Raw genomic sequence first — 20646 nt, forward strand, 5'->3', positions numbered from 1 at the left:
GCCACGTCCTTAATTATCGTGGTGCAGGTACGCCGCCTGCTTCGGCAGGCGCAGGCTGAACAGGAAGGCAATCGCCATCATCGCCGTCACGTACCAGTAGAATGTGTTTTCCATGTCCAGGGTCTTCAGGCCCAGGGCCACGTACTCGGCCGAACCGCCGAACGCCGCATTGGCCACCGCATAGGCCAGGCCCACACCCAGCGCGCGCACCTGCGGCGGGAACATCTCAGCCTTTACCAGACCGCTGATCGAGGTGTAGAAACTGACGATACACAACGCCAGGGTAATCAGCACGAAGGCCATGAACGGGCTGCTCACGGTTTTCAGCGCCATCAGCAGCGGCACTGTGAACAACGTACCCAGGGCGCCGAACAGCATCATCGAATTACGCCGGCCGATGCGGTCGGAGAGCATGCCGAAGAACGGCTGCAGTACCATGAACAGGAACAACGCACCGGTCATCACATAGCTGGCGTTTTTCGCGGTCATGCCAGCGGTGTTGACCAGGTACTTCTGCATGTAGGTGGTGAAGGTATAGAAGATCAGCGAACCGCCCGCGGTGTAACCGAGCACGGTGATGAAGGCCGCCGTGTGGTCGCGGAACAGGCCCTTGATGGTGCCGGCATCCTTGTCCTTGCGGGTTTCGGCGCTGCTGGTCTCATGCAGCGAGCGGCGCAGTATCAGCGAGATCAGCGCGGCGATGGCACCGACCACGAACGGAATGCGCCAGCCCCAGGCGCGCAGCTCTTCTTCAGTGAGCAACTGCTGCAGGATCACCACCACCAGCACCGCCAACAACTGGCCACCGATCAGGGTCACGTACTGGAACGAGGCGAAGAAGCCGCGCTGGCCACGCAGGGCCACTTCACTCATGTAAGTGGCAGTGGTGCCATATTCGCCGCCTACCGACAGGCCCTGGATCAGCCGGGCCAGCAACAGCAGCGCCGGAGCCCAGGTGCCGATGCTGGCGTAGGTAGGCAGGCAGGCGATCATCAGGGAGCCGAAGCACATCATCAGCACCGAGATCATCAGGGAATTCTTGCGACCATGGCGGTCAGCGAGGCGGCCGAAGATCCAGCCACCGATGGGGCGCATCAAAAAGCCCGCGGCGAATACGCCCGCCGTGTTCAACAGCTGTACGGTGGGGTCGTCGGAGGGGAAGAAAGCCGGGGCAAAGTAGATTGCGCAGAAGGCGTAGACGTAGAAGTCGAACCATTCCACCAGGTTGCCTGAAGAGGCACCAACGATAGCGAAGATGCGTTTGCTGCGTTCTTCGCCGGTGTAATAGGCTGAGGTCATGACGGTTTTACTCCTGGAGGGTCGCAGGTAATTCTAGACACACCTGGTAACACACTCGTTCCGCAATCTGGCTGGCAATTGGCCTTATGTCTGGCAGGGCCGGCCTCTTCGCGGGTAAACCCGCTCCCACAGTGAGAGGCGTGGTCCCCCTGTGGGAGCGGGCGTGCCCGCGAAGAGGCCGGTACAGGTCAAACCCGCTCGATGGCCAGCGCCAAACCTTGGCCGACACCCACACACATGGTCGCCAGGCCCTTGCGCCCACCACTCTTCTCCAGCTGGTGAAGCGCGGTCAGCACCAGGCGCGCACCGCTCATGCCCAGCGGGTGGCCCAAGGCGATGGCACCGCCGTTAGGGTTCACCTGCGGCGCATCGTCGGCCACACCCAGCTCGCGCAGCACCGCCAGACCTTGGCTGGCAAAGGCTTCGTTGAGCTCGATCACATCGAAATCATTCACCGCCACACCCAGGCGCTCGGTCAGCTTGCGCACCGCCGGCACCGGGCCAATACCCATCACCCGCGGTGCAACACCGGCACTGGCCATGCCCAGTACTCGGGCACGTGGGGTCAGGCCGTGCTTCTTCACCGCCTCGGCCGAAGCCAGGATCAGCGCCGCAGCACCGTCGTTAACGCCCGAGGCATTGCCAGCGGTGACGGTCTTGTCCGGGCCGTTGACCGGCTTGAGCCTGGTCAGGGCTTCCAGTGTGGTTTCCGGCCGCAGGTGCTCGTCATGCTCGACGATAGTCTCGCCTTTCTTGTGCGCGATACGCACAGGCACGATCTCTTCGGCGAAGAAGCCGGCGGCCTGGGCGGCAGCTGCCTTCTGCTGGCTGCGCAGGGCGAAAGCGTCCTGGTCAGCACGCGAAACCTGGTAATCGTCGGCCACGTTGTCGGCAGTTTCCGGCATGGAGTGCACACCATACTGGCTCTTCATCAGCGGGTTGATGAAACGCCAGCCGATGGTGGTGTCTTCAAGCTTCATGTTGCGCGAATAGCCGCTTTCGGCCTTGCCCATGACGAACGGGGCACGCGACATCGACTCGACGCCGCCGGCAATCGCCAGTTCCATTTCGCCGCTGGCAATGGCGCGGAAGGCAGTGCCGACAGCATCCATGCCCGACGCGCACAGGCGGTTCAGGGTAACGCCCGGGATGCTCTCCGGCAGGCCGGCCAGCAGCAGCGCCATGCGCGCCACGTTGCGGTTGTCTTCACCGGCCTGGTTGGCGCAGCCGAAGAACACTTCGTCAACCTGATCCCACTGCACGCTGGGGTTGCGCTCGATCAGCGCCTTCAGTGGCACGGCGGCCAGGTCGTCGGCCCGCACGCCGGCCAGGGCGCCGCCGAAGCGGCCGATCGGGGTGCGGATGGCGTCACAGATGAATACGTCGCGCATCAGGCTTCTCCTGCCACCTGGCCATGGGCCACGGCGGTGCGGGCTTCGAGGTCACGCAGGGCGGACAGCTCGACTTCGGTAGGTTCGGCAGTGGTCTGCACATCATCGGCAAAGCGGATCGCCCAGCCAGTGGCGGCGATGATCTGCTCACGGGTCACGCCCGGGTGGATGGCGGTGACGACGAATTCGTGGGTGCCGGCTTCCGGCTCCATGATGCACAGGTCGGTGATGATGCCGACCGGGCCATCGCCTGGCAGGCCAAGGCGTTTGCGCGAGTCGCCGCCTTCACCATGGCCAACCGAGGTGATGAAGTCCAGCTTGTCGACGAAGGCTCGCGGCGACTGCTTGAGGATGATCAGCACCTGCTTGGCGGAACCGGCGATTTCCGGTGCGCCACCGGCACCCGGCAGGCGGGTTTTCGGGGCGTGGTAGTCACCGACCACGGTAGTGTTGATGTTGCCGAAGCGGTCGACCTGGGCGGCGCCAAGGAAGCCGACGTCGATGCGACCACCTTGCAGCCAGTAGCGGAAGATCTCGCCGGTCGGCACCACGGTGTCAGCGGTTTCGGCCAGCTCGCCGTCACCGATCGACAGCGGCAGCACGCTTGGCTTGGCGCCGATCGGGCCGGATTCGTAGATCAGCACCACGTCAGGCGACGAGGTCAGGCGCGCCAGGTTGGCAGCCTTGGACGGCAGGCCGATGCCGACGAAGCACACAGCACCGTTGCGCAGGCGACGGGCTGCGGCGACGGTCATCATTTCGGAAGTGGAGTAGCTCATTGTGCGGCCTCCGCAGTGCTGGCCAGCTTGGCCTTGAATTCGTTGAAATCGGCAGTGCCACGGATGTAGGTGTCGATCCAGGCGGTGAACGATTCACGGCTACGCGCGATCGGGTCCCAGGCCTGGTAGAAGCGGTTGTCACGCTCGTAGTAGCCGTGGGCATAGGACGGGTGCGCACCACCCGGTACCAGGCATACCGCGCTCAGGGCCCAGGTCGGCAGCACACAGGCGTTCATCGGGGCCTGCAGGTCGTCGACGATTTCCTCAACGGTGACGATGCAGCGCTTGGCGGCCAGGGCGGCCTCCTTCTGCACACCGAGGATGCCCCACAGCAGCACGTTGCCTTTGCGGTCGGCCTTTTGCGCGTGGATCACGGTCACGTCCGGGCGTACCGACGGCACGGCTGCCAGCACTTCACCAGTGAACGGGCAGGTGACGCTCTTGATCAGCGGGTTGACCTTCGGCAGGTCGGAGCCGGCGTAGGCACGCAGCACGGCGAACGGCAGGCCCGAAGCACCGGCGACATAGGCGTTGGCCAGGTCGGCGTGGCTGTGCTCTTCGATTTCGATGGCGTGTGGCCACTGCTTCTCGACGGCATCACGCAGGCGGTGCAGCGAACCGACACCCGGGTTACCACCCCAGGAGAAAATCAGCTTGCTGGCGCAACCGGCGCCGATCAGCTGGTCGTAGATCAGGTCCGGAGTCATGCGCACCAGGGTCAGGTCGCGTTTGCCCTGACGGATGATCTCGTGGCCGGCGGCAGTCGGGATCAGGTGAGTGAAACCTTCGAGGGCGACGGTATCGCCGTCCTGGATGAACTGCTTCACGGCTTCGTGAAGCGGGAGAATTGCAGCCATTTGGAGACTCCTGGTCAGGGTGCTTCGGTGAGCTCAGATTAAGGAGACTGGTGGGGGGCTTACAATCCGATAATCGACTATTCGTGCGATTATCGAACCAATTATTGCGTCCCTACCTATCTCCCCTGGCTGCCTGTAGTGGCCTCATCGCCGGCAAGCCCACGATGAGGCCATTACGTCAGGTCGCGTCAGCGTGGCTCACCAGCCCTTTCACGATCACACCCACGGTCGCCAGCCCCGCCGGCACCAGCAATGCCGTGAGCACCTGTTCGAAGTTCCAGCCCAGCCCCAGCAGCGTCGCCCCACTCCAGGCGCCGAGAATCGCCCCGAAGCGGCCAATACCCAGCATCCACGATACGCCCGTGGCGCGGCCCTGGGTCGGATAGAAGCGCGCCGCCAGCGACGGCATCGCCGACTGGGCGCCGTTCACGCACATACCGGCAACCAGCACCAGCGTGGCCAATACGGTGATATTGCCCAGGCTCTGCCCCACGGCGTAGGCGAACACCCCGGCCAGCAGGTAGAAAATGCCGATCACCTTGTGCGGATTGAAGCGGTCCATGGCCCAGCCCACGCCGACGGCACTCAGCACGCCACCGAACTGGAACAGCGCGCCGATGAAGGCAGCCTGCTCCATGCTCGCGCCGCTGTCGCGCATCAAGGTTGGCAGCCAGCTGGTCAGCAGATAGACGATCACCAGGCCCATGAAGTAGGTCAACCACAGCAGCATGGTGCCCATGCCGTAGGTGCCGGAGAAAATCAGCGCAAACACGTTGCGCGCGGCCACCGCCTTCTGCTCCGGCACGCTGAAGCTGCCCGCCTCGGCCACCACCTGCGGCGCGATGGGCGATAAGGTCTTGCGCACCTTGTCGGTGCCCCGGTTGCGCACCACCAGGAACCGCGCCGACTCCGGCAACCACACCATCAGCACCAGCGCCAGCAGCAACGGCAGCACGCCACCGATCACCAGCAGGCTGTGCCAACCGTAGGCAGGGATCATCTTGGCGGAAATGAAACCACCACCGGCCATACCCAGGTTGAAGCCACAGAACATGCTGGTCACCAGCAGCGACTTGAGGCGCTCGGGGGTGTATTCAGACAACAGCGTGGTGGCGTTGGGCATGCCTGCGCCAAGGCCCAGGCCGGTCAGGAAGCGCAATACCAGCAACTGGTCGACGTTGGTGGCGAAGGCCGAGGCCAGGCTGAAGCCGCCGAACACCAGCACCGCGCCCACCAGCACGCCCTTGCGGCCAAAGCGGTCGGCCAACGGGCCGGAGCCGAGGGCACCGAATACCATGCCGATCAATGCAGCACTCATGACCGGGCCGAGGCTGGCGCGGTCAATCCCCCACTCCTGCGACAGGGCCGGGGCGATGAAGCCCATGGCGGCGGTGTCCAGGCCATCGAGGAAGACGATCAGGAAGCACAGCAGCACCACCCGCCACTGGTAGCGGGACAGCGGCTGCTGATTGATGAACGACTGGACGTCGAGGCTTTTACCGACGTTGGTTTGCGCTTGGTTCATTATTGTTGTCCAGAATGAGGGGCACAGCCAGGCCACTGCACGCGATCAAACGGTACAGAGGACGATGGTTTGGGGGAATGGGGCCGGCGTCAGCCTGGATACAACGGTACTGCGCGCGAGTGCGGCCGCGGCAGCGAGGGGACAGTATTCATGGTAAGTGCCTCTTATGTTTTTCTTGTTCGGTCGGCATAGCCGACTGCGGAGACATTAATCAGCGGGCGGTGGTGGCGCAATTGACCGCGAACGACACTGTGCGTTTATCGCACAGGAAACGGTTTTGCCTGTTCCAGATTTGAAAGGGGGCGCTTTACGGCCCCCTGCAGGCTCAGCCAAACAACTGATGGCAAAGGTCCCGGCTAGCCGCCAGCAGGATCGGCAGGAACCGCTGCTCCAGTTCACTGCGCGTCACCCGCCCGACATGGGTACTCACATTCAACGCTGCCAACACCTGCCCCGAGGCGTCATACACCGGCACGGCAATCGAGCGCAGCCCCTGCTCCAGCTCCTGGTCCACCACGCACCAGCCCTGGGCGCGCACCTGCTGGATACAGGCGAACAGCGACTCGGGGTCATGCAAGGTACGACTGGTTCGCGCCTTCAGGTCGGCACGTTCCAGGTATTCACGCAGGCTGGTGTCATCCATGGCCGCCAACAGAATGCGCCCCATCGATGTGCAATAGGCCGGCAGGCGCCCGCCCACCGACAGGTCGACCGAAATCAGCCGCTCCACCGTGGCCGAACGGGCTATATAAAGAATGTCGTCACCTTCGAGCGTGGCCATGTTGGCCGCCTCGTGCAGCTGATCGCTGATGCGGTCCAGGTAAGGCTGGGCAGAAATCGCCAGCGGCGTCGACGACAGGTACGCATGCCCCAGCGTCAGCACTTTGGGCAACAGCGAATAGGTGCGCCCGTCAGTGGTGGCGTAGCCCAGCTTGATCAGCGTATGCAGGCAACGGCGCACCGCCGCCCGGGGGATTTCGGTGCGGTGGCTGATCTGGGCGATGGTCAGGTGGCGCTTGCGTTCCTGGAAGGCCTGGATCACAGCCAGGCCACGCGCCAGGGAGGTCATGAAGTCCGGGTCGCCGGTAAAGGCCTGGATGCGTTTGGCCGGGGAAGCCACGATCGGCGGTGCCAGGGCTGCCGAGGCAGATCGTGCCTGCTCTGGATTGGCCGACTCTGGATTGACGGAATCGTTGACCAGGGTTTCGTCACTCATCGCACACCTCAAAAAAACGCCCACTCGTGCGATTATCGAACAAACGGCCGATAATCGCAATTGACCGCTGACACTTTTACTTATACCTTTCTCCTGCCACTTGTGGCTTCTTTGGAGAGACTGGTCAGGTACCCACCGTAGAAGTCCCCAGGCAACGGCCTCGCCTTTTGGCGAGGCCGTTTTTCATTACCCTCCCGGTCAACGGACCCGCTACTGCATTGCAGCGAACTTTTGTCCGTCTTGCCTTTCAAACTTGCACGAAAGGCCCAAACTGTTGTCGGACGCATCCCGTTACTTGCGTCAGGTGATGTAAGGGTTGGGTAAACAACGATGTTCGGCGCAATATCGGTTGCTATAATCGAATGCGCAGGCCTCGACGATGCCGTGGTAACGGAACCTTCCGCTGTATCAAGCCGTTGCGGCCAGCAAGGCATGTGCACGCGGTACAACGCACAACAACACTCATCGAACTTGATTCAGGTACTACTGTGACGAAAGATGAACTGCGCGCGGAACTCGAGCGCCAGGCGGAGCGTTACAAGGATGTTTACGGTGGTGAAGTCACCACTTACGCCGCACAACCGGACCCGGAACGCAAACCTTGGCGCAAGCGTGCCAGCGTGCGCGACCAGGCCTTCAGCCAGGAACTGGAACGTATGGAAAAGGAACTGCGCAGCGACAATCCCTGACTCCCGGGACCACGCCAGCGCGTCGCCGCCCGGCCTGCCGGGCGCGGTCGATCTTTACTGTCAGGCCGAAGATGAAATGGAATCACACAAATTTCATACGATCGTTTGAATAGTAGGGGAACGGCTTTTTCTCCATCTTTTTGCCGGCTTTAGCCAGATTTCGCGCTTTTTAGCAGACATTTCCCTGCCTGCACGCCCTGACGTTCACATCGCGCTCGCGTCAGGAAGATTGCCGTCGGTCTGTCGCAGATGCATCGATTGCCAAGGTTTTCTGGCATAATCCCGCCCCCCTAAGACCGCCAGACAACCTTCATGATCGAATTATTCAGCGGACTGGATGCCTGGGTGTTGGTGAGCCTGCTGCTCGCCTTGACCTTCGTACTCGCCTTCGAGTTCATCAATGGCTTTCATGACACCGCCAATGCGGTAGCTACCGTCATCTATACCAAAGCCATGCCGCCGCACCTCGCCGTGTTCTTCTCCGGCGTGTTCAACTTCCTTGGCGTTCTGCTCGGTGGTGTCGGGGTGGCCTATGCCATCGTGCACCTGCTGCCGGTAGAGCTGCTGATCAATGTGAACACCGGACACGGCCTGGCCATGGTCTTCTCGCTGCTGGCTGCTGCCATCACCTGGAACCTGGGCACCTGGTACTTCGGCATTCCCGCCTCCAGCTCGCACACGCTGATCGGCTCCATCCTCGGCGTCGGCCTGGCCAATGCCCTGATCAACGACATCCCGCTGGGCGACGGTGTCAATTGGCAGAAGGCGATCGACATCGCCATGTCGCTGGTGATCTCGCCCATGGCCGGCTTCGCCGTTGCCGCCCTGGTGCTGATCGGCCTGAAGTGGTGGCGCCCGCTGTCGAAGATGCACAAGACCCCCGAGCAGCGCCGCAAGCTGGACGACAAGAAGCACCCACCGTTCTGGAACCGCCTGGTACTGGTGGTTTCGGCCATGGGCGTGAGCTTCGTGCACGGCTCCAACGACGGCCAGAAAGGCATCGGCCTGATCATGCTGGTGCTGATCGGTATCGTCCCGGCCAAGTTCGTCCTCGACCTGAACAGCACCACCTACCAGATCGAGCGCACCCGCGACGCCACCCTGCACATGAGCCAGTTCTACCAGCGCAACGCCGCCACCCTGGGCGAGTTCCTGGCACTGGGCAAGGCCAAGTCCAGCGACCTGCCGGAGCAGTTCAGCTGCAACCCGCAGCAGACCGAGCCGACCATTGCCGCGCTGCAGTCCTCGCTGCAAGGCGTTACCGACTACCACAGCCTGAGTGCCGACAAACGTGTCGAAGTGCGTCGCTACCTGCTGTGCCTGGACGACACGGCGAAAAAGGTCGGCAAGCTGCCGGGCCTGGAAGCCCGTGAAAAGGCCGACCTGGAAAAACTGCGCAAAGACCTGACCGCCACCACCGAATACGCCCCGTTCTGGGTGATCGTGGCCGTCGCCCTGGCCCTGGGCCTGGGTACCATGGTCGGCTGGAAGCGCGTGGTACTGACCGTTGGCGAGAAGATCGGCAAGCAGGGCATGACCTATGCACAGGGCATGTCGGCGCAGATCACCGCGGCTTGCGCCATCGGCATGGCCAACATCTTCGCCCTGCCGGTATCGACCACCCACGTGCTGTCGTCCGGTGTGGCCGGCACCATGGTCGCCAACAAGAGCGGCCTGCAAGGCGGCACCGTGAAGACCATCCTGCTGGCCTGGGTACTGACCCTGCCTGCGTCGATGGGCCTGGCGGCCGGCCTGTTCTGGCTGGCGTCCAAAGCCATTGGCTGAGTGATACGGCTCTGAAAAAGGCGGCCTTCGGGTCGCCTTTTTTCTGTAGCGGCCCCTTCGCGGGTAAACCCGCTCCCACAGGTCATGCACAGCTCTTAATATCTGTGAAGAACCTGTGGGAGCGGGCGAGCCCGCGAAGAGGCCGGTACAGGTAACCTACCTTTTCTTGCCCCCCAGCAACGACCCCATCAACCCCCGCACCAACTGGCGCCCCAACTGGTTGGCCGCCTGGCGCACCGCCGACTTGATCGCCTGCCCTGCCGCACTCTGCAAAAACTCACCGGCCTTGTCGGCAAAGCTCTCCTCATCCGCCTTGGGTTGCGGCGTCGGCTCCACCGGTTCGCCCTTGCGCTGGGTCAGCATTTCATAGGCCGACTCACGGTCCACCGGCTTGTCGTAACGCCCCGCCAGCGGCGAAGCGGCAATCAGCGCACTGCGCTCAGCCGCGCTCAACGGCCCGATACGCGCCTGCGGCGGTGCAATCAGTACCCGTTGCACCATCGCAGGCGTGCCCTTCTCTTCCAGCGTCCCCACCAGCGCCTCACCAATCCCCAGCTCGGTCAGCACCGCCAGAGTGTCGAACGCCGGGTTGGGGCGGAAGCCATCGGCCACCGCCCGCAGCGACTTCTGCTCCTTGGCGGTAAACGCCCGCAAGCCATGCTGAATGCGCAAACCCAACTGGGCCAGCACCGCATCCGGCAAGTCCCCCGGCGACTGGGTGACGAAGTACACCCCCACGCCCTTGGAGCGGATCAACCGCACCACCTGTTCCAGGCGGTCCTGCAATGCCTTGGGCGTATCGTTGAACAGCAAGTGCGCTTCATCGAAGAACAACGCCAGCACCGGTTTGTCGGCATCGCCGCGCTCGGGCAACTGCTCGAACAACTCGGCCAGTAGCCACAACAGGAAGGTCGCGTACACCTTGGGTGCTTCGTGCACCAACCGGCTGGCGTCCAGCAGGTGGATCCGCCCACGGCCGTCCGGGTCTGGCCGCAGGAGGTCCTCGAGCTGCAACCCCGGCTCACCGAACAGCGCCTCGGCGCCCTGCTGCTCCAGGGTCGCCAGCCGGCGCAACAGAGCCTGGGTGGAGGCCGTGGTCATCAGCGCACTGTCTTCGCCCAGCAGTTGCGGGTTGTCCTTCAGGTGCGCGAGCAGCGCCTTGAGGTCCTTGAGGTCGAGCAGCAGCAGGCCTTCACGGTCGGCCACCTTGAACGCCGCGTACAGCGCCGCCTGTTGGCTGTCGGTCAGCTCCAGCAAGTTGCCCAGCAGCAGCGGCCCCATTTCACTGAGGGTGGTGCGCAGCGGGTGGCCGGACTGCCCGGCAATGTCCCACAGGCTCACCGGGTAAGCCTGCGGCCTGTGCCCTAGCCAGGGCATACCGGCGATACGCTCGGCCACCTTGCCCTGCGGCGCACCAGCAGCGCCCAGGCCGCACAGGTCGCCTTTGACATCGGCGGCGAACACGGCCACCCCCGCATCACTGAACGCTTCCGCCAGATGCTGCAGGGTGACGGTCTTGCCAGTACCCGTCGCACCCGCCACCAGGCCATGGCGGTTGGCCAGCCTCATCGCTTGCCCAACTGGCTGGCCATCCGGGCCAGCGCCTACAACGATGGTCGAAAATTCCGACATCTCTTTAATCCTCTGCTCAAGCTTTGCCTTAATTCGGCCGATACCTGTGGGTGATATTCGCCTTAATAGAGAGGGACAACCGAAAAGGGACTTTTCGGGATGTTGCACTGCATTGCGACTCCACGCGTGCAAACGCCTGATATAAAACCTTAGCGGAACCGATTACGCCATGAACAAAAGCCTTCGTTTCAGCCACAAGATTCTTTTGGCCGCATCACTGATCGTGATACTCGCCTTCAGCCTGTTCACGCTCTACAACGATTACCTCCAGCGTAATGCGATCCGCGAGGACCTGGAAAACTATCTGGAGGAAATGGGCGCCTCCACTTCGACCAACATCCGCAACCTGTTCGAAGGCCGTATCAAGCTGGTGGAAAACCTGGCACAGAACATTGCCCAGGACCCGGCTAACGCCGAAAACCTGTTGGGCCAGAATGCACTGATCTCAAGCTTTCTCACGGTATACGTGGGCAAGGTCGACGGCGGCTTCAGCGTGCGCCCGGACACGAAGATGCCCGACGGCTACGACCCACGTACCCGCCCCTGGTACAAGGACGGCATGAACGCCGCCGGTGCGATCCTGACCGAGCCTTACATCGACATGGCCACCAACAAGATGGTCATTGGCATCATCGACAAAGTGTCCAGTAGTGTCGGCGTGGTCGGTGGCGACCTGGCCCTGGACGGCCTGGTGCAGATCATCAACTCGCTGAACTTCGGCGGCATGGGCTACGCCTTCCTGGTCAACGACCAGGGCAAGATCCTGGTGCACCCGGACAAAGACCTGGTGATGAAGTCGCTGTCGGACCTGTTCCCGCAGCACACGCCGAAACTGACCGGTGAGCTGACCGAAGTGCAGAGCGAAGGCCAGGCCCGCCTGCTGACCTTCACTCCGATCACCGGTCTGCCGTCGGCCAACTGGTACATCGGCCTGTCAGTGGACAAGGACAAGGCCTTCTCGATGCTCAGCACCTTCCGCACCTCGGCGGTGATCGCCACACTGGTGGCGGTGGTGATCATCATCGGCCTGCTCGGCCTGCTGATCCGCGTGCTGATGCAGCCGCTGCACACCATGACCCGCGCCATGGAAGACATCGCCGAAGGTGAAGGCGACCTGACCAAGCGCCTGCGCATCCACAACCACGACGAATTCGGCATCCTGGGCAGCGCCTTCAACCGTTTCGTCGAGCGTATTCACAGCTCGATCCGCGAAGTGTCCTCGGCCACCGAACAGGTCAACGAAGTGGCCCTGCGGGTAATCAGTGCCTCGAACTCGTCGATGACCAACTCCGACGAACAGTCCAACCGCACCAACAGCGTGGCCGCCGCCATCAACGAACTGGGCGCCGCCGCCCAGGAAATTGCCGGCAACGCCGCCCAGGCTTCGCAGCACGCCAGCTCGGCGCGGTTGCTGGCAGAAGAAGGGCAGCAGGTGGTGGAGCGCAACATTGCGGCGATGAACCGCCTGTCCGACCTGATCGTCACCTCCAGCGCGCACATCGAGACACTGAACAGCAAGACCGTCAACATCGGCCAGATCCTCGAGGTGATCACCAGCATTTCCCAGCAGACCAACCTGCTGGCGCTGAACGCGGCCATCGAAGCGGCCCGTGCCGGTGAAGCCGGGCGTGGTTTTGCCGTGGTCGCCGATGAAGTACGCAACCTGGCGCACCGCACCCAGGAGTCGGCGCAGCAGGTGCAGACCATGATCGAAGAACTGCAGGTCGGCGCCCGCGAGTCGGTCGAAACCATGGACCAGAGCCAGCGCCACAGCCAGGACAGCATGCAGATCGCCAACCAGGCCGGTGAGCGGCTGGACAGCGTTACCGTACGTATCGGCGAGATCGACGGCATGAACCAGTCGGTGGCCACCGCCACCGAAGAGCAGACCGCCGTGGTCGAGGCGATCAACATGGACATCAACGAGATCAACATGCTCAACCAGGAAGGCGTGGAAAACCTGCAGGCCACCCTGCGTGCCTGCTCCGATCTGGAGCAGCAGGCCGGCCGCCTGAAGCATCTGGTCGGCAGCTTCCGCATCTAGTCATACACCGCGTCGCCTGCTCCCACAGCAACTGCACAGCCCCTGGGGCCTGTGTAATCCCTGTGGGAGCGGGCAAGCCCGCGAAGAAGCCCACACCGCTCCCCCGCCTTACCCTGCCCCGCCCAACCCCGATCGAACAAACTATCCTTCTGATAGGTCAACCTTTAGGCGCGTCATCGCCGGCCCGCTAGCGCCGGATGACGGACCCGAAGACGATCCCGGAGGGATGCTGATCGTGCACATCGCCGACATCACCATGTTCTACGCCCCCGCCAGCGGCGGCGTACGTACCTATCTTGATGCCAAACACCACCGCCTCGACGCCATCCAGGGCGTGCGCCACAGCTTGCTGATACCCGGTGCCAGCGCGCAACACGCCGATGGCATCTACCAGGTACCCGCACCACCGCTGCCGTTCGGCAACGGCTACCGCTTCCCGGTGCGCCTGGCCCCCTGGTGCAATGTACTGCGCAGGCTCAAGCCCGACCTGATCGAAGTCGGCGACCCCTACCTGACCGCCTGGGCTGCGCTGGAGGCCCGGCGCAAGCTCGATGTGCCGGTGATCGGCTTCTACCATTCCGATCTGCCGCTGCTGGTCAGCAACCGCATGGGCAACTGGTTCACCCCTAACGTTGAAGCCTATGTCAGCAAGCTGTACGGTAATTTCGACCGGGTCCTGGCCCCCAGCCAGATCATGGCCGACAAGCTTCGCCGCCTCGGAGTGCGCGATGTGCATGTGCAGCGCCTGGGCGTGGACCTGGCCACCTTCCACCCCAGCCGGCGCGACCCGCAGCTGCATGCCGAACTGGGCATTGCCGACACCAGTCGCCTGCTGATCTACGCCGGCCGTGGCTCGCGGGAAAAGAACCTGCCGGTGCTGCTCGACTGCATGCAGCACCTGGGCCACCCCTACCACCTGTTGCTGGTGGGCTCGAACATGCCGGCCAACGTGCCGCAGAACGTCAGTGTGATCGATCACTTCTGCCCGGCACCGGAAGTCGCTCGGCTGATGGCCAGCGCCGACCTGCTGGTGCACGCCGGCGACCAGGAAACCTTCGGCCTGGTCATTCTCGAGGCGATGGCCAGCGCCACACCAGTGGTGGCCGTGCGTGCCGGTGCCTTCGGCGAAATCGTCAACCAACAGTTCGGGCGCCTCTGCCGCCCCAACGATAGCCAGGCCATGGCGACAGCTGTACAAGAGGCGTTCGAAGCCGGCGTGCGCAAACTCGGGGCACAGGCCCGTCGCCATGCCGAGCAACACTATTCGTGGGACCATGTGGTCGCCGGCCTGCTGCAGCACTACCAGGCCGTGCTCGGCCACCAGCCGCAGGTTCGTGCCCATGGCTGAGCCACTGCCGGCATCGCGCAGCCTGATGCTGGTGCTGCACGATATCGCGCCCGAGACCTGGCCCGACTACCAACCTTTCGTCCAGGCCATCGACGCCATCGGCGGCATCCCCATGACCTGGCTGGTGGTGCCGGACTTTCACCACTGCAACCCACTGCAGCGCTCGCCCACCTTCTGTCGCTTGCTCGAACGGCGCCTGGCCCTTGGCGACGAGCTCGCCCTGCACGGCTTCTACCATGCCGACAACGGCCCGCCACCGCGCATGCCCGGCGAATACTTCATGCGCCGCATCTATACCCATGAAGGTGAGTTCTACGCCCTCGACCGGCAGCAGGCCCTGCAACGCCTGGAGCAAGGCCTGGCCCTGTTCGGCCAGCAGGGCTGGCCAGTGGCCGGCTTCGTCGCGCCCGCCTGGCTGATGAGCGAAGGCACCCGCCAGGCCTTGCGCTGCCTGCCGTTGCGCTACACCAGCACCCCGCAGCACCTTTACCGCTTGCCAGACTTCACCGCGATCAAGGCCCCAGGGCTGGTCTGGAGTGCCCGCAGTGCCTGGCGCCGCGGCCTGTCCCGGGTGGTGTGCGACTGGCAATGCCGGCGCTGGCGCGACGCCGAGACCCTGCGCCTAGGCCTGCACCCGGTAGACATGCGCCATCGCGCATCGCGCGACTATTGGCTGAACACCGTGCGCACCCTGCTGGCACAGGGCCGCGAGCCCCTGACCAAGTCCACCTGGCTCGACCGCCAGGCCAGCGCATGACCCGCCTGGCCTGGCTGGGCCTGGCACTGCTCGGCGCCGTGCTGGTGCCGGCCCTGCTCGGTGGCAGTGAGCTGCTGCCAAGGCTGCAGCGCTTCGCACCCAGCCTGATGCTGACCCTGCTGGGCATGATCCTGCTGTGCTGGGTAATCAACGCCATTCGCCTGCGCCTGCTGCTCGGCCAGCAAGGGGCAAGCCTTGGGCGCCTGCGCAGCCTGGGCGTGGTGATGGCCACCGAGTTCGCCATCTGCACCACCCCCGGTGGCAGCGGCGGCCCGTTGACCCTGATGGCCCTGCTGGCACGCGACCGTATCGGCCCGGCGCGCAGCGGTGCGGTGTTTGCCATGGACCAGTTGAACGACCTGGTGTTCTTTTTCTGCGCAATGCTGGCGATTGCCGGCTATGCGCTGTTCCACAGCCTGGGCCGCAGCCAGGAAAGCATGTTGCTGGGCAGTGCGTTGCTACTGTGCACGGCACTGGCCGGAGTGATCGGCCTGTTGCGCTACCGGCGCACGGTAATGCGCGTGAACGGCAGGTTGCTACGCTGCCTGGGCATGAGCCGGCAGCGCAAACGCCGCTGGGCGCGCAAACTGCTGCACTTCATCGGCGCGCTGGCGCAGACCTGGCGCCTGCCCAAACGTACGCTGACCCTGGTGTTCACTCTGACCTGCGCCCACTGGGGCCTGCGCTACAGCGTGTTGTACCTGGTATTGAGAGGGTTGGGGGTAGACCTGGCGTGGATCCCCAGCTTCCTGGTGCAGATGCTGTCGCTCAGTGCCGGCCAGTTCAGCCTGCTGCCTGGCGGTGCCGGTGCCGCCGAGCTGACTTCGGCCAGCCTGCTGACGCCACTGGTGGGCAGTTCGACCGCGGCTGCGGCGGTCCTGATATGGCGGGCGGTCACTTACTACTTTTATCTGCTGGCGGGTGGGCCAGTGTTCGTGTGCCTGCTGGCGCGCCCGCTGCTGGAGCGCTGGCGGCGTCAGGCGGGTTGAGCTGCTGCCACAGTTCGGCGGCGCCGGGGAAATCGGTGCCATCGGTGTCGGCCAGGGCTTCGGGGTCGTAGCGCGCCAGGCAGCCTTCGCCGAGGGTAGGTGGGGGTGAGGCGGTGGGGTTGTTGCGGGTCTTGGCCATTGCGTATCCCTCAGGATTGCCGGGGGCGCCTTGCGCCCCTTTCGCGACACAAGGCCGCTCCCACATGGAACGGGGTACAGCATACCTTTGTGGGAGCGGCCTTGCGTCGCGAAAGGGCTGCGCAGCAGCCCCAGGATCTCACCGACAACCCGACTCTGTCAGTCAAACACCACAGTCTTGTTGCCATGCACCAGCACCCGGTCTTCCAGGTGGTAACGCAGGCCACGGGCCAGCACCATCTTCTCCACATCACGGCCAAAGCGGACCATGTCGTCGATGCTGTCGGCATGGCTGACACGCACCACGTCCTGCTCGATGATCGGGCCGGCGTCCAGCTCTTCGGTGACGTAGTGGCAGGTCGCGCCGATCAGCTTCACACCACGCAGGGCGGCCTGGTGATACGGCTTGGCGCCGACGAACGACGGCAGGAAGCTGTGGTGGATGTTGATCACTTTTTCAGCATAGTCCTGGCACAGTTGCGGCGGCAGGATCTGCATGTAGCGGGCCAGCACCACCACGTCGGCAGCGTGCTCCTGCACCAGGCGCGACACTTCGGCAAAGGCCGGGGCCTTGTCCTTGGGGTCGACCGGTACATGGAAGAACGGAATACCGTGCCACTCGACCATGCTGCGCAGGTCGTTGTGGTTGGAGATCACGCAGGGGATCTCGCAGTCCAGCTCATCGGTGTGCCAGCGGTGCAGCAGGTCGGCCAGGCAGTGCGACTCGCGGCTGGCCATCAGCACCACGCGCTTTTTCTGCGCCGAGTCGGTAATGCGCCAGGTCATGGAGAACTCTTCGGCGATCGGCGCAAACGCCTCGCGGAAGGCTTCGATACCGAACGGCAGCGATTCGGCGCGGATTTCATGACGCATGAAGAACCAACCGCTCTGCTCATCGGAGTGGTGGCTGGCTTCGTTGATCCAGCCATTGTACAAGGCCAGGAAATTACTGACTTTCGCCACGATGCCAACACGGTCGGGGCAGGCGATCACCAGACGATAGGTGCGCATGAATGAGACTCCAGAACTTCGCAAAGGCGCTCATTCTAGCGGCCCGCCAGGAAAAACGCAGTATTGATCGCTGCGGCCGTAGCCTGTGTAGCTGTCGAGATGCACCGCCGTCACTCTCTGACAGACATGACGAAATGCCGGGTTAATTGTAAATTTTTGTTCACGCAGAGATATGTTGTCACAGCTTAATTAACAGTTAATTGCCCAACAATATGTTTACTTGCGAGTATCGCCTGTCTATTATTGCCCCACACATTTCTGAAACGCATTAAGGAACACTCCATGTCCCTGATCAACGAGTACCGCGCTACCGAAGAAGCCATCAAGGAACTTCAGGCCCGCCTGGCCAACCTGTCGCAGGATGACAAGCTGAAGAAAGAACTGGAGTTCGAAGGCAAACTGCGCACACTGATGGGCGAGTACTCCAAGTCGCTGCGCGACGTGATTGCCCTGCTCGACCCAGATTCGAAACTGAGCAAAGCCCCTCGTGGTGCGGTCAAGACTACCGCCACCAAGCGTGCGCGCAAGGTCAAGCAATACAAGAACCCGCACAACAATGAAGTGATCGAAACCAAAGGCGGCAACCACAAGACCCTGAAAGAGTGGAAAGCCAAGTGGGGTGGCGATGTGGTTGAAAGCTGGGCAACCCTGCTGGACTGATAGTCCGCATACGCCTTTTGCTTATCGCAACGAAAACGCCGGCACATTGCCGGCGTTTTTGTTTGTCCGCGTTTTTTTCAGCGCTCAGCCAACTGCAAACTGTGTCTGCAATTGCCGGGCATGCACCTGCCAGGCCTCCAGCACACGCCGCCCCGCCTCGTCGGCGCCTTCCCAGGCCTGCTGCCGCGCCCGTTCGAAGTCGCCCAGCGTATTCGGCGCCCCCCACTGCGGGTCGCTCAGGCGTTGCTGGCAGAAGCTGAACCAGCGTTGCCGCTCTTCGCCGGTCAAGGTCTCGGGGAAGTTGCGCGCCCGATAGCGGAACAACAGTTCAGGCAGGCGCGGGTCATCGAACATCCAGTGCCCGCGGCCCAACTGCGCCGGTTCCAGTGCACGAACTTGCTCGCATAAGCGGCGGTCACGGTCCCCCAGAAAACCGTCATACAACTGTTGCTCCGGGTCTTCACTCGGGGCGAAGTCTTCCTTGCCGTAGATGTGTTCCAGCTTGTCTTGCCATTGCGCCTGTTGCTTGGCCAATGCTTCGCCGCGCAATTGTAACAACGTCAAGTCCAGGCCCAACCGTTGTTGATCGGCCGGGCGCAATACCGAGAGTGGCGCCAGTACCGGGCAGCGATTGATCTGCACCAGTTTGAGCGGCACGGGTAATTCACCCTCGGCCAGTTCTTCATGGCGGGTATACAAACGCTGGCGTAGAACTTCAGCACTTTCCCGTAGTAACGGTAGGGTTTCCTGATGCAGGTCGCACACAATCAGTGCATTGCGATTACGCGGGTGCCAGGCTAATGGCAATATGATACCAAGGTAATTACGTGCCGCCGAAAAGCGCCCGGATATATGCACCAGTGGCTGCAACAAACGGATCTGTTCCATCACTTTATGCTTGCTGCGCAACTGGAACAGCCAGTCATACAACTTGGGCTGTTTCTGCCGGATCAGGCGGGCCAGGGCGATGGTTGCCCGAACGTCGGAAAGCGCTTCGTGGGCATGCCCATGGTCGATGCCATTGGCCTTGCTCAGCAGTTCCAGCCGCAGGCTGGTGCGCCCATCCTGTTGCGGCCACTCGATGCCGTCCGGGCGCAATGCATAGGCCGTGCGCACGATGTCGATCAAGTCCCAGCGGCTGTTGCCGCCCTGCCACTCTCGGGCATAAGGGTCGAAAAAGTTGCGGTACAGGCTGTAGCGGGTAACTTCGTCGTCGAAGCGCAGGGTGTTGTAGCCGGCACCACAGGTACCTGGGTGCGCCAGTTGGGCGTGCACCCGGGTCATGAACTCGGCTTCGCACAGGCCCTGCTCAGCCAACAGTTGCGGGGTGATGCCGGTCACCAGGCAGGCGGCCGGGTGCGGCAGGATATCGTCGGAGGGCCGGCAATAAAGGCTGATCGGCTCGTCGATTTCGTTGAGGTCGAAGTCGGTGCGCACGCCGGCCACCTGCAGCGGCCGGTCACAGCGCGGGTTGATGCCGGTGGTTTCGTAGTCGTGCCAGAAAATGCTGGAGGTCACGGGGTCGTCCTGTATCGAGGTCGACCCGATTCTAGCGCGATTCCGGCGCGACTCCAGCGAGCCAGGGCTCGGGGAGCTCAGGCGGAAGCGTTGGCAGGGCGGAAACTGAAATAGTCACGCAACGAGCGGACGAATTCGTCGTACTCGCGGGGCGCCTGCAGCAGCATGAAGCCCGAATCGTAGTGCCCGGGCGTCTGGTCTTCGCGGCACCACAGGCAGCTGGCGGTGAGGTTGACGAACTGATGCCCGCCGCCGACCAGCGGCAGGCGCAATTGCAGCTCGTAGTCGGGCCCTACCAGTACAGGCAGCTGGCTGATCAGCATCAGCCCGTCTTCGGAGGCGTTGCCCAGCTGGCCGATCGACTGACCGGTAAAGCGGTTGAACACCTTGAGAACACAAGGCAGCTGATGGCGTTCGATGTGGCGCTTGTTGAACATGATCGCAAGTGCAGTCCGTATCCGATGCCAGGAATACGAGGAACTGGCGGTTGTTGTAACAGCTGAGTTACAGATTAGCGCAGCGCGCGCGGCAAATCCCGTGAAATAAATCACACCTTGGTGTTAACGCCAAGGTGCGGCAGTCACCGGGTGGGCCACGGCGGCTTCGGCGCCGCGCAAATGGCCGAGTTTCTCCAGGGTCTGCAGGCGTGCCTGGGCGCGATAGGCATACTCATTGCCCGGGTACTGCTGGATCAGGTACTGGTAGGTTTGCGCGGCATCCACGTACAACGCCTGGCGCTCCAGGCACTGGCCGCGCAGCAGTGACACTTCGGGGTGGATGAACGGGCGCGCACGGCTGGTGCGGTCGACCTGCGACAGCTCGAGCATGACCCGTGCGCAATCGCCACGGTCGTAGGCGCGGTAGGCGTTGTTCAGGTGGTGGTCCATGGACCAGCGGGTGCAGCCGACGGCGCTGGCCGCCAAGACTAAAACGATCAGGGCTCGCATGGGGGTCTCCTTTGATGCCAGTGTATCGGCCTTTGCCGGCAAATCTTCACACCCTTTTGCA

General features: G+C 63.0%; 18 protein-coding genes and 1 pseudogene. 8 read left to right on the forward strand and 11 right to left on the reverse strand.

Annotated elements, in window-relative coordinates; translation table 11 throughout:
* Nucleotides 1-9: 9 nt before the first annotated feature.
* The 6 genes from A4C63_RS14395 to pcaR form a co-directional block, all read right to left on the reverse strand.
* Nucleotides 10-1299, reverse strand: a complete 1290-nt coding sequence (locus A4C63_RS14395; RefSeq protein WP_063913236.1) for an MFS family transporter — start codon at nucleotides 1297-1299, stop codon at nucleotides 10-12.
* Between the two features lie 188 nt (nucleotides 1300-1487).
* Nucleotides 1488-2693, reverse strand: coding sequence for a 3-oxoadipyl-CoA thiolase (gene pcaF / locus A4C63_RS14400; RefSeq protein WP_172827527.1), 1206 nt, complete (start codon nucleotides 2691-2693; stop codon nucleotides 1488-1490).
* Entirely contained in the window at nucleotides 2690-3469 is a 780-nt protein-coding gene (locus A4C63_RS14405; RefSeq protein ID WP_063913238.1) for a CoA-transferase subunit beta, read from the reverse strand. Before A4C63_RS14405 ends, pcaF begins: the two co-directional genes overlap by 4 nt.
* On the reverse strand, nucleotides 3466-4326 hold the full coding sequence (locus A4C63_RS14410) for a CoA transferase subunit A (protein ID WP_015271654.1): 861 nt from the start codon (nucleotides 4324-4326) through the stop codon (nucleotides 3466-3468). The genes A4C63_RS14405 and A4C63_RS14410 overlap by 4 nt, the downstream gene beginning before the upstream one ends.
* Nucleotides 4327-4504: 178 nt before the next feature.
* Entirely contained in the window at nucleotides 4505-5851 is a 1347-nt protein-coding gene (locus A4C63_RS14415) for an MFS transporter (RefSeq protein ID WP_063913239.1), read from the reverse strand.
* A gap of 325 nt (nucleotides 5852-6176) precedes the next feature.
* Nucleotides 6177-7067, reverse strand: coding sequence for a pca regulon transcriptional regulator PcaR (gene pcaR / locus A4C63_RS14420; protein ID WP_063913240.1), 891 nt, complete (start codon nucleotides 7065-7067; stop codon nucleotides 6177-6179).
* A 488-nt stretch (nucleotides 7068-7555) separates the two neighbouring features.
* Between pcaR and A4C63_RS26580 the strand changes: the two genes are divergently transcribed.
* The gene (locus A4C63_RS26580; RefSeq protein WP_063913241.1) at nucleotides 7556-7756 is read left to right on the forward strand and encodes a hypothetical protein; all 201 of its coding nucleotides are present in this window, start codon (nucleotides 7556-7558) and stop codon (nucleotides 7754-7756) included.
* A gap of 312 nt (nucleotides 7757-8068) precedes the next feature.
* Nucleotides 8069-9541: an inorganic phosphate transporter gene (locus A4C63_RS14430; protein WP_063913242.1), complete on the forward strand. Its 1473-nt coding sequence runs from the start codon at nucleotides 8069-8071 to the stop codon at nucleotides 9539-9541.
* 156 nt (nucleotides 9542-9697) lie between these two features.
* On the opposite strand, the gene A4C63_RS14435 is transcribed toward A4C63_RS14430, so the two are convergent.
* Nucleotides 9698-11173 (reverse strand): helicase HerA-like domain-containing protein, encoded by a 1476-nt coding sequence (locus A4C63_RS14435; RefSeq protein ID WP_063913243.1) that lies wholly within the window; start codon nucleotides 11171-11173, stop codon nucleotides 9698-9700.
* 169 nt (nucleotides 11174-11342) lie between these two features.
* Between A4C63_RS14435 and A4C63_RS27035 the strand changes: the two are divergent.
* The 5 genes and pseudogenes from A4C63_RS27035 to A4C63_RS14455 all read left to right on the forward strand — a co-directional run.
* Nucleotides 11343-12359: pseudogene (locus tag A4C63_RS27035) on the forward strand (cache domain-containing protein); the annotation flags it as partial.
* Between the two features lie 93 nt (nucleotides 12360-12452).
* Nucleotides 12453-13217, forward strand: coding sequence for a methyl-accepting chemotaxis protein (locus A4C63_RS27040; protein ID WP_370464237.1), 765 nt, complete (start codon nucleotides 12453-12455; stop codon nucleotides 13215-13217).
* 226 nt (nucleotides 13218-13443) lie between these two features.
* Entirely contained in the window at nucleotides 13444-14565 is a 1122-nt protein-coding gene (locus tag A4C63_RS14445; RefSeq protein ID WP_063913245.1) for a glycosyltransferase family 1 protein, read from the forward strand.
* Entirely contained in the window at nucleotides 14558-15322 is a 765-nt protein-coding gene (locus A4C63_RS14450; RefSeq protein ID WP_063913246.1) for a DUF2334 domain-containing protein, read from the forward strand. The genes A4C63_RS14445 and A4C63_RS14450 overlap by 8 nt, the downstream gene beginning before the upstream one ends.
* The gene (locus A4C63_RS14455; protein WP_063913247.1) at nucleotides 15319-16311 is read left to right on the forward strand and encodes a lysylphosphatidylglycerol synthase transmembrane domain-containing protein; all 993 of its coding nucleotides are present in this window, start codon (nucleotides 15319-15321) and stop codon (nucleotides 16309-16311) included. The genes A4C63_RS14450 and A4C63_RS14455 overlap by 4 nt, the downstream gene beginning before the upstream one ends.
* A gap of 297 nt (nucleotides 16312-16608) precedes the next feature.
* On the opposite strand, the gene purU is transcribed toward A4C63_RS14455, so the two are convergent.
* Nucleotides 16609-17460: a formyltetrahydrofolate deformylase gene (gene purU / locus A4C63_RS14460; RefSeq protein WP_023662871.1), complete on the reverse strand. Its 852-nt coding sequence runs from the start codon at nucleotides 17458-17460 to the stop codon at nucleotides 16609-16611.
* A 282-nt stretch (nucleotides 17461-17742) separates the two neighbouring features.
* Between purU and mvaT the strand changes: the two genes are divergently transcribed.
* Complete coding sequence (gene mvaT / locus A4C63_RS14465) at nucleotides 17743-18120, forward strand: histone-like nucleoid-structuring protein MvaT (protein ID WP_063913248.1); 378 nt, start codon at nucleotides 17743-17745, stop codon at nucleotides 18118-18120.
* A gap of 84 nt (nucleotides 18121-18204) precedes the next feature.
* On the opposite strand, the gene sbcB is transcribed toward mvaT, so the two are convergent.
* From sbcB to A4C63_RS14480, 3 genes are all read right to left on the reverse strand, one after another.
* Nucleotides 18205-19638 (reverse strand): exodeoxyribonuclease I, encoded by a 1434-nt coding sequence (gene sbcB / locus A4C63_RS14470; RefSeq protein ID WP_063913249.1) that lies wholly within the window; start codon nucleotides 19636-19638, stop codon nucleotides 18205-18207.
* Between the two features lie 77 nt (nucleotides 19639-19715).
* Nucleotides 19716-20075 carry a PilZ domain-containing protein gene (locus A4C63_RS14475; RefSeq protein WP_063913250.1) on the reverse strand — a complete coding sequence of 120 codons (360 nt, stop codon included), beginning with the start codon at nucleotides 20073-20075 and terminating at the stop codon, nucleotides 19716-19718.
* 123 nt (nucleotides 20076-20198) lie between these two features.
* Nucleotides 20199-20585: a hypothetical protein gene (locus A4C63_RS14480; protein ID WP_063913251.1), complete on the reverse strand. Its 387-nt coding sequence runs from the start codon at nucleotides 20583-20585 to the stop codon at nucleotides 20199-20201.
* Nucleotides 20586-20646 lie beyond the last annotated feature (61 nt).

Source organism: Pseudomonas sp. p21 (assembly GCF_001642705.1).
In the GTDB taxonomy this organism is placed as follows: domain Bacteria; phylum Pseudomonadota; class Gammaproteobacteria; order Pseudomonadales; family Pseudomonadaceae; genus Aquipseudomonas.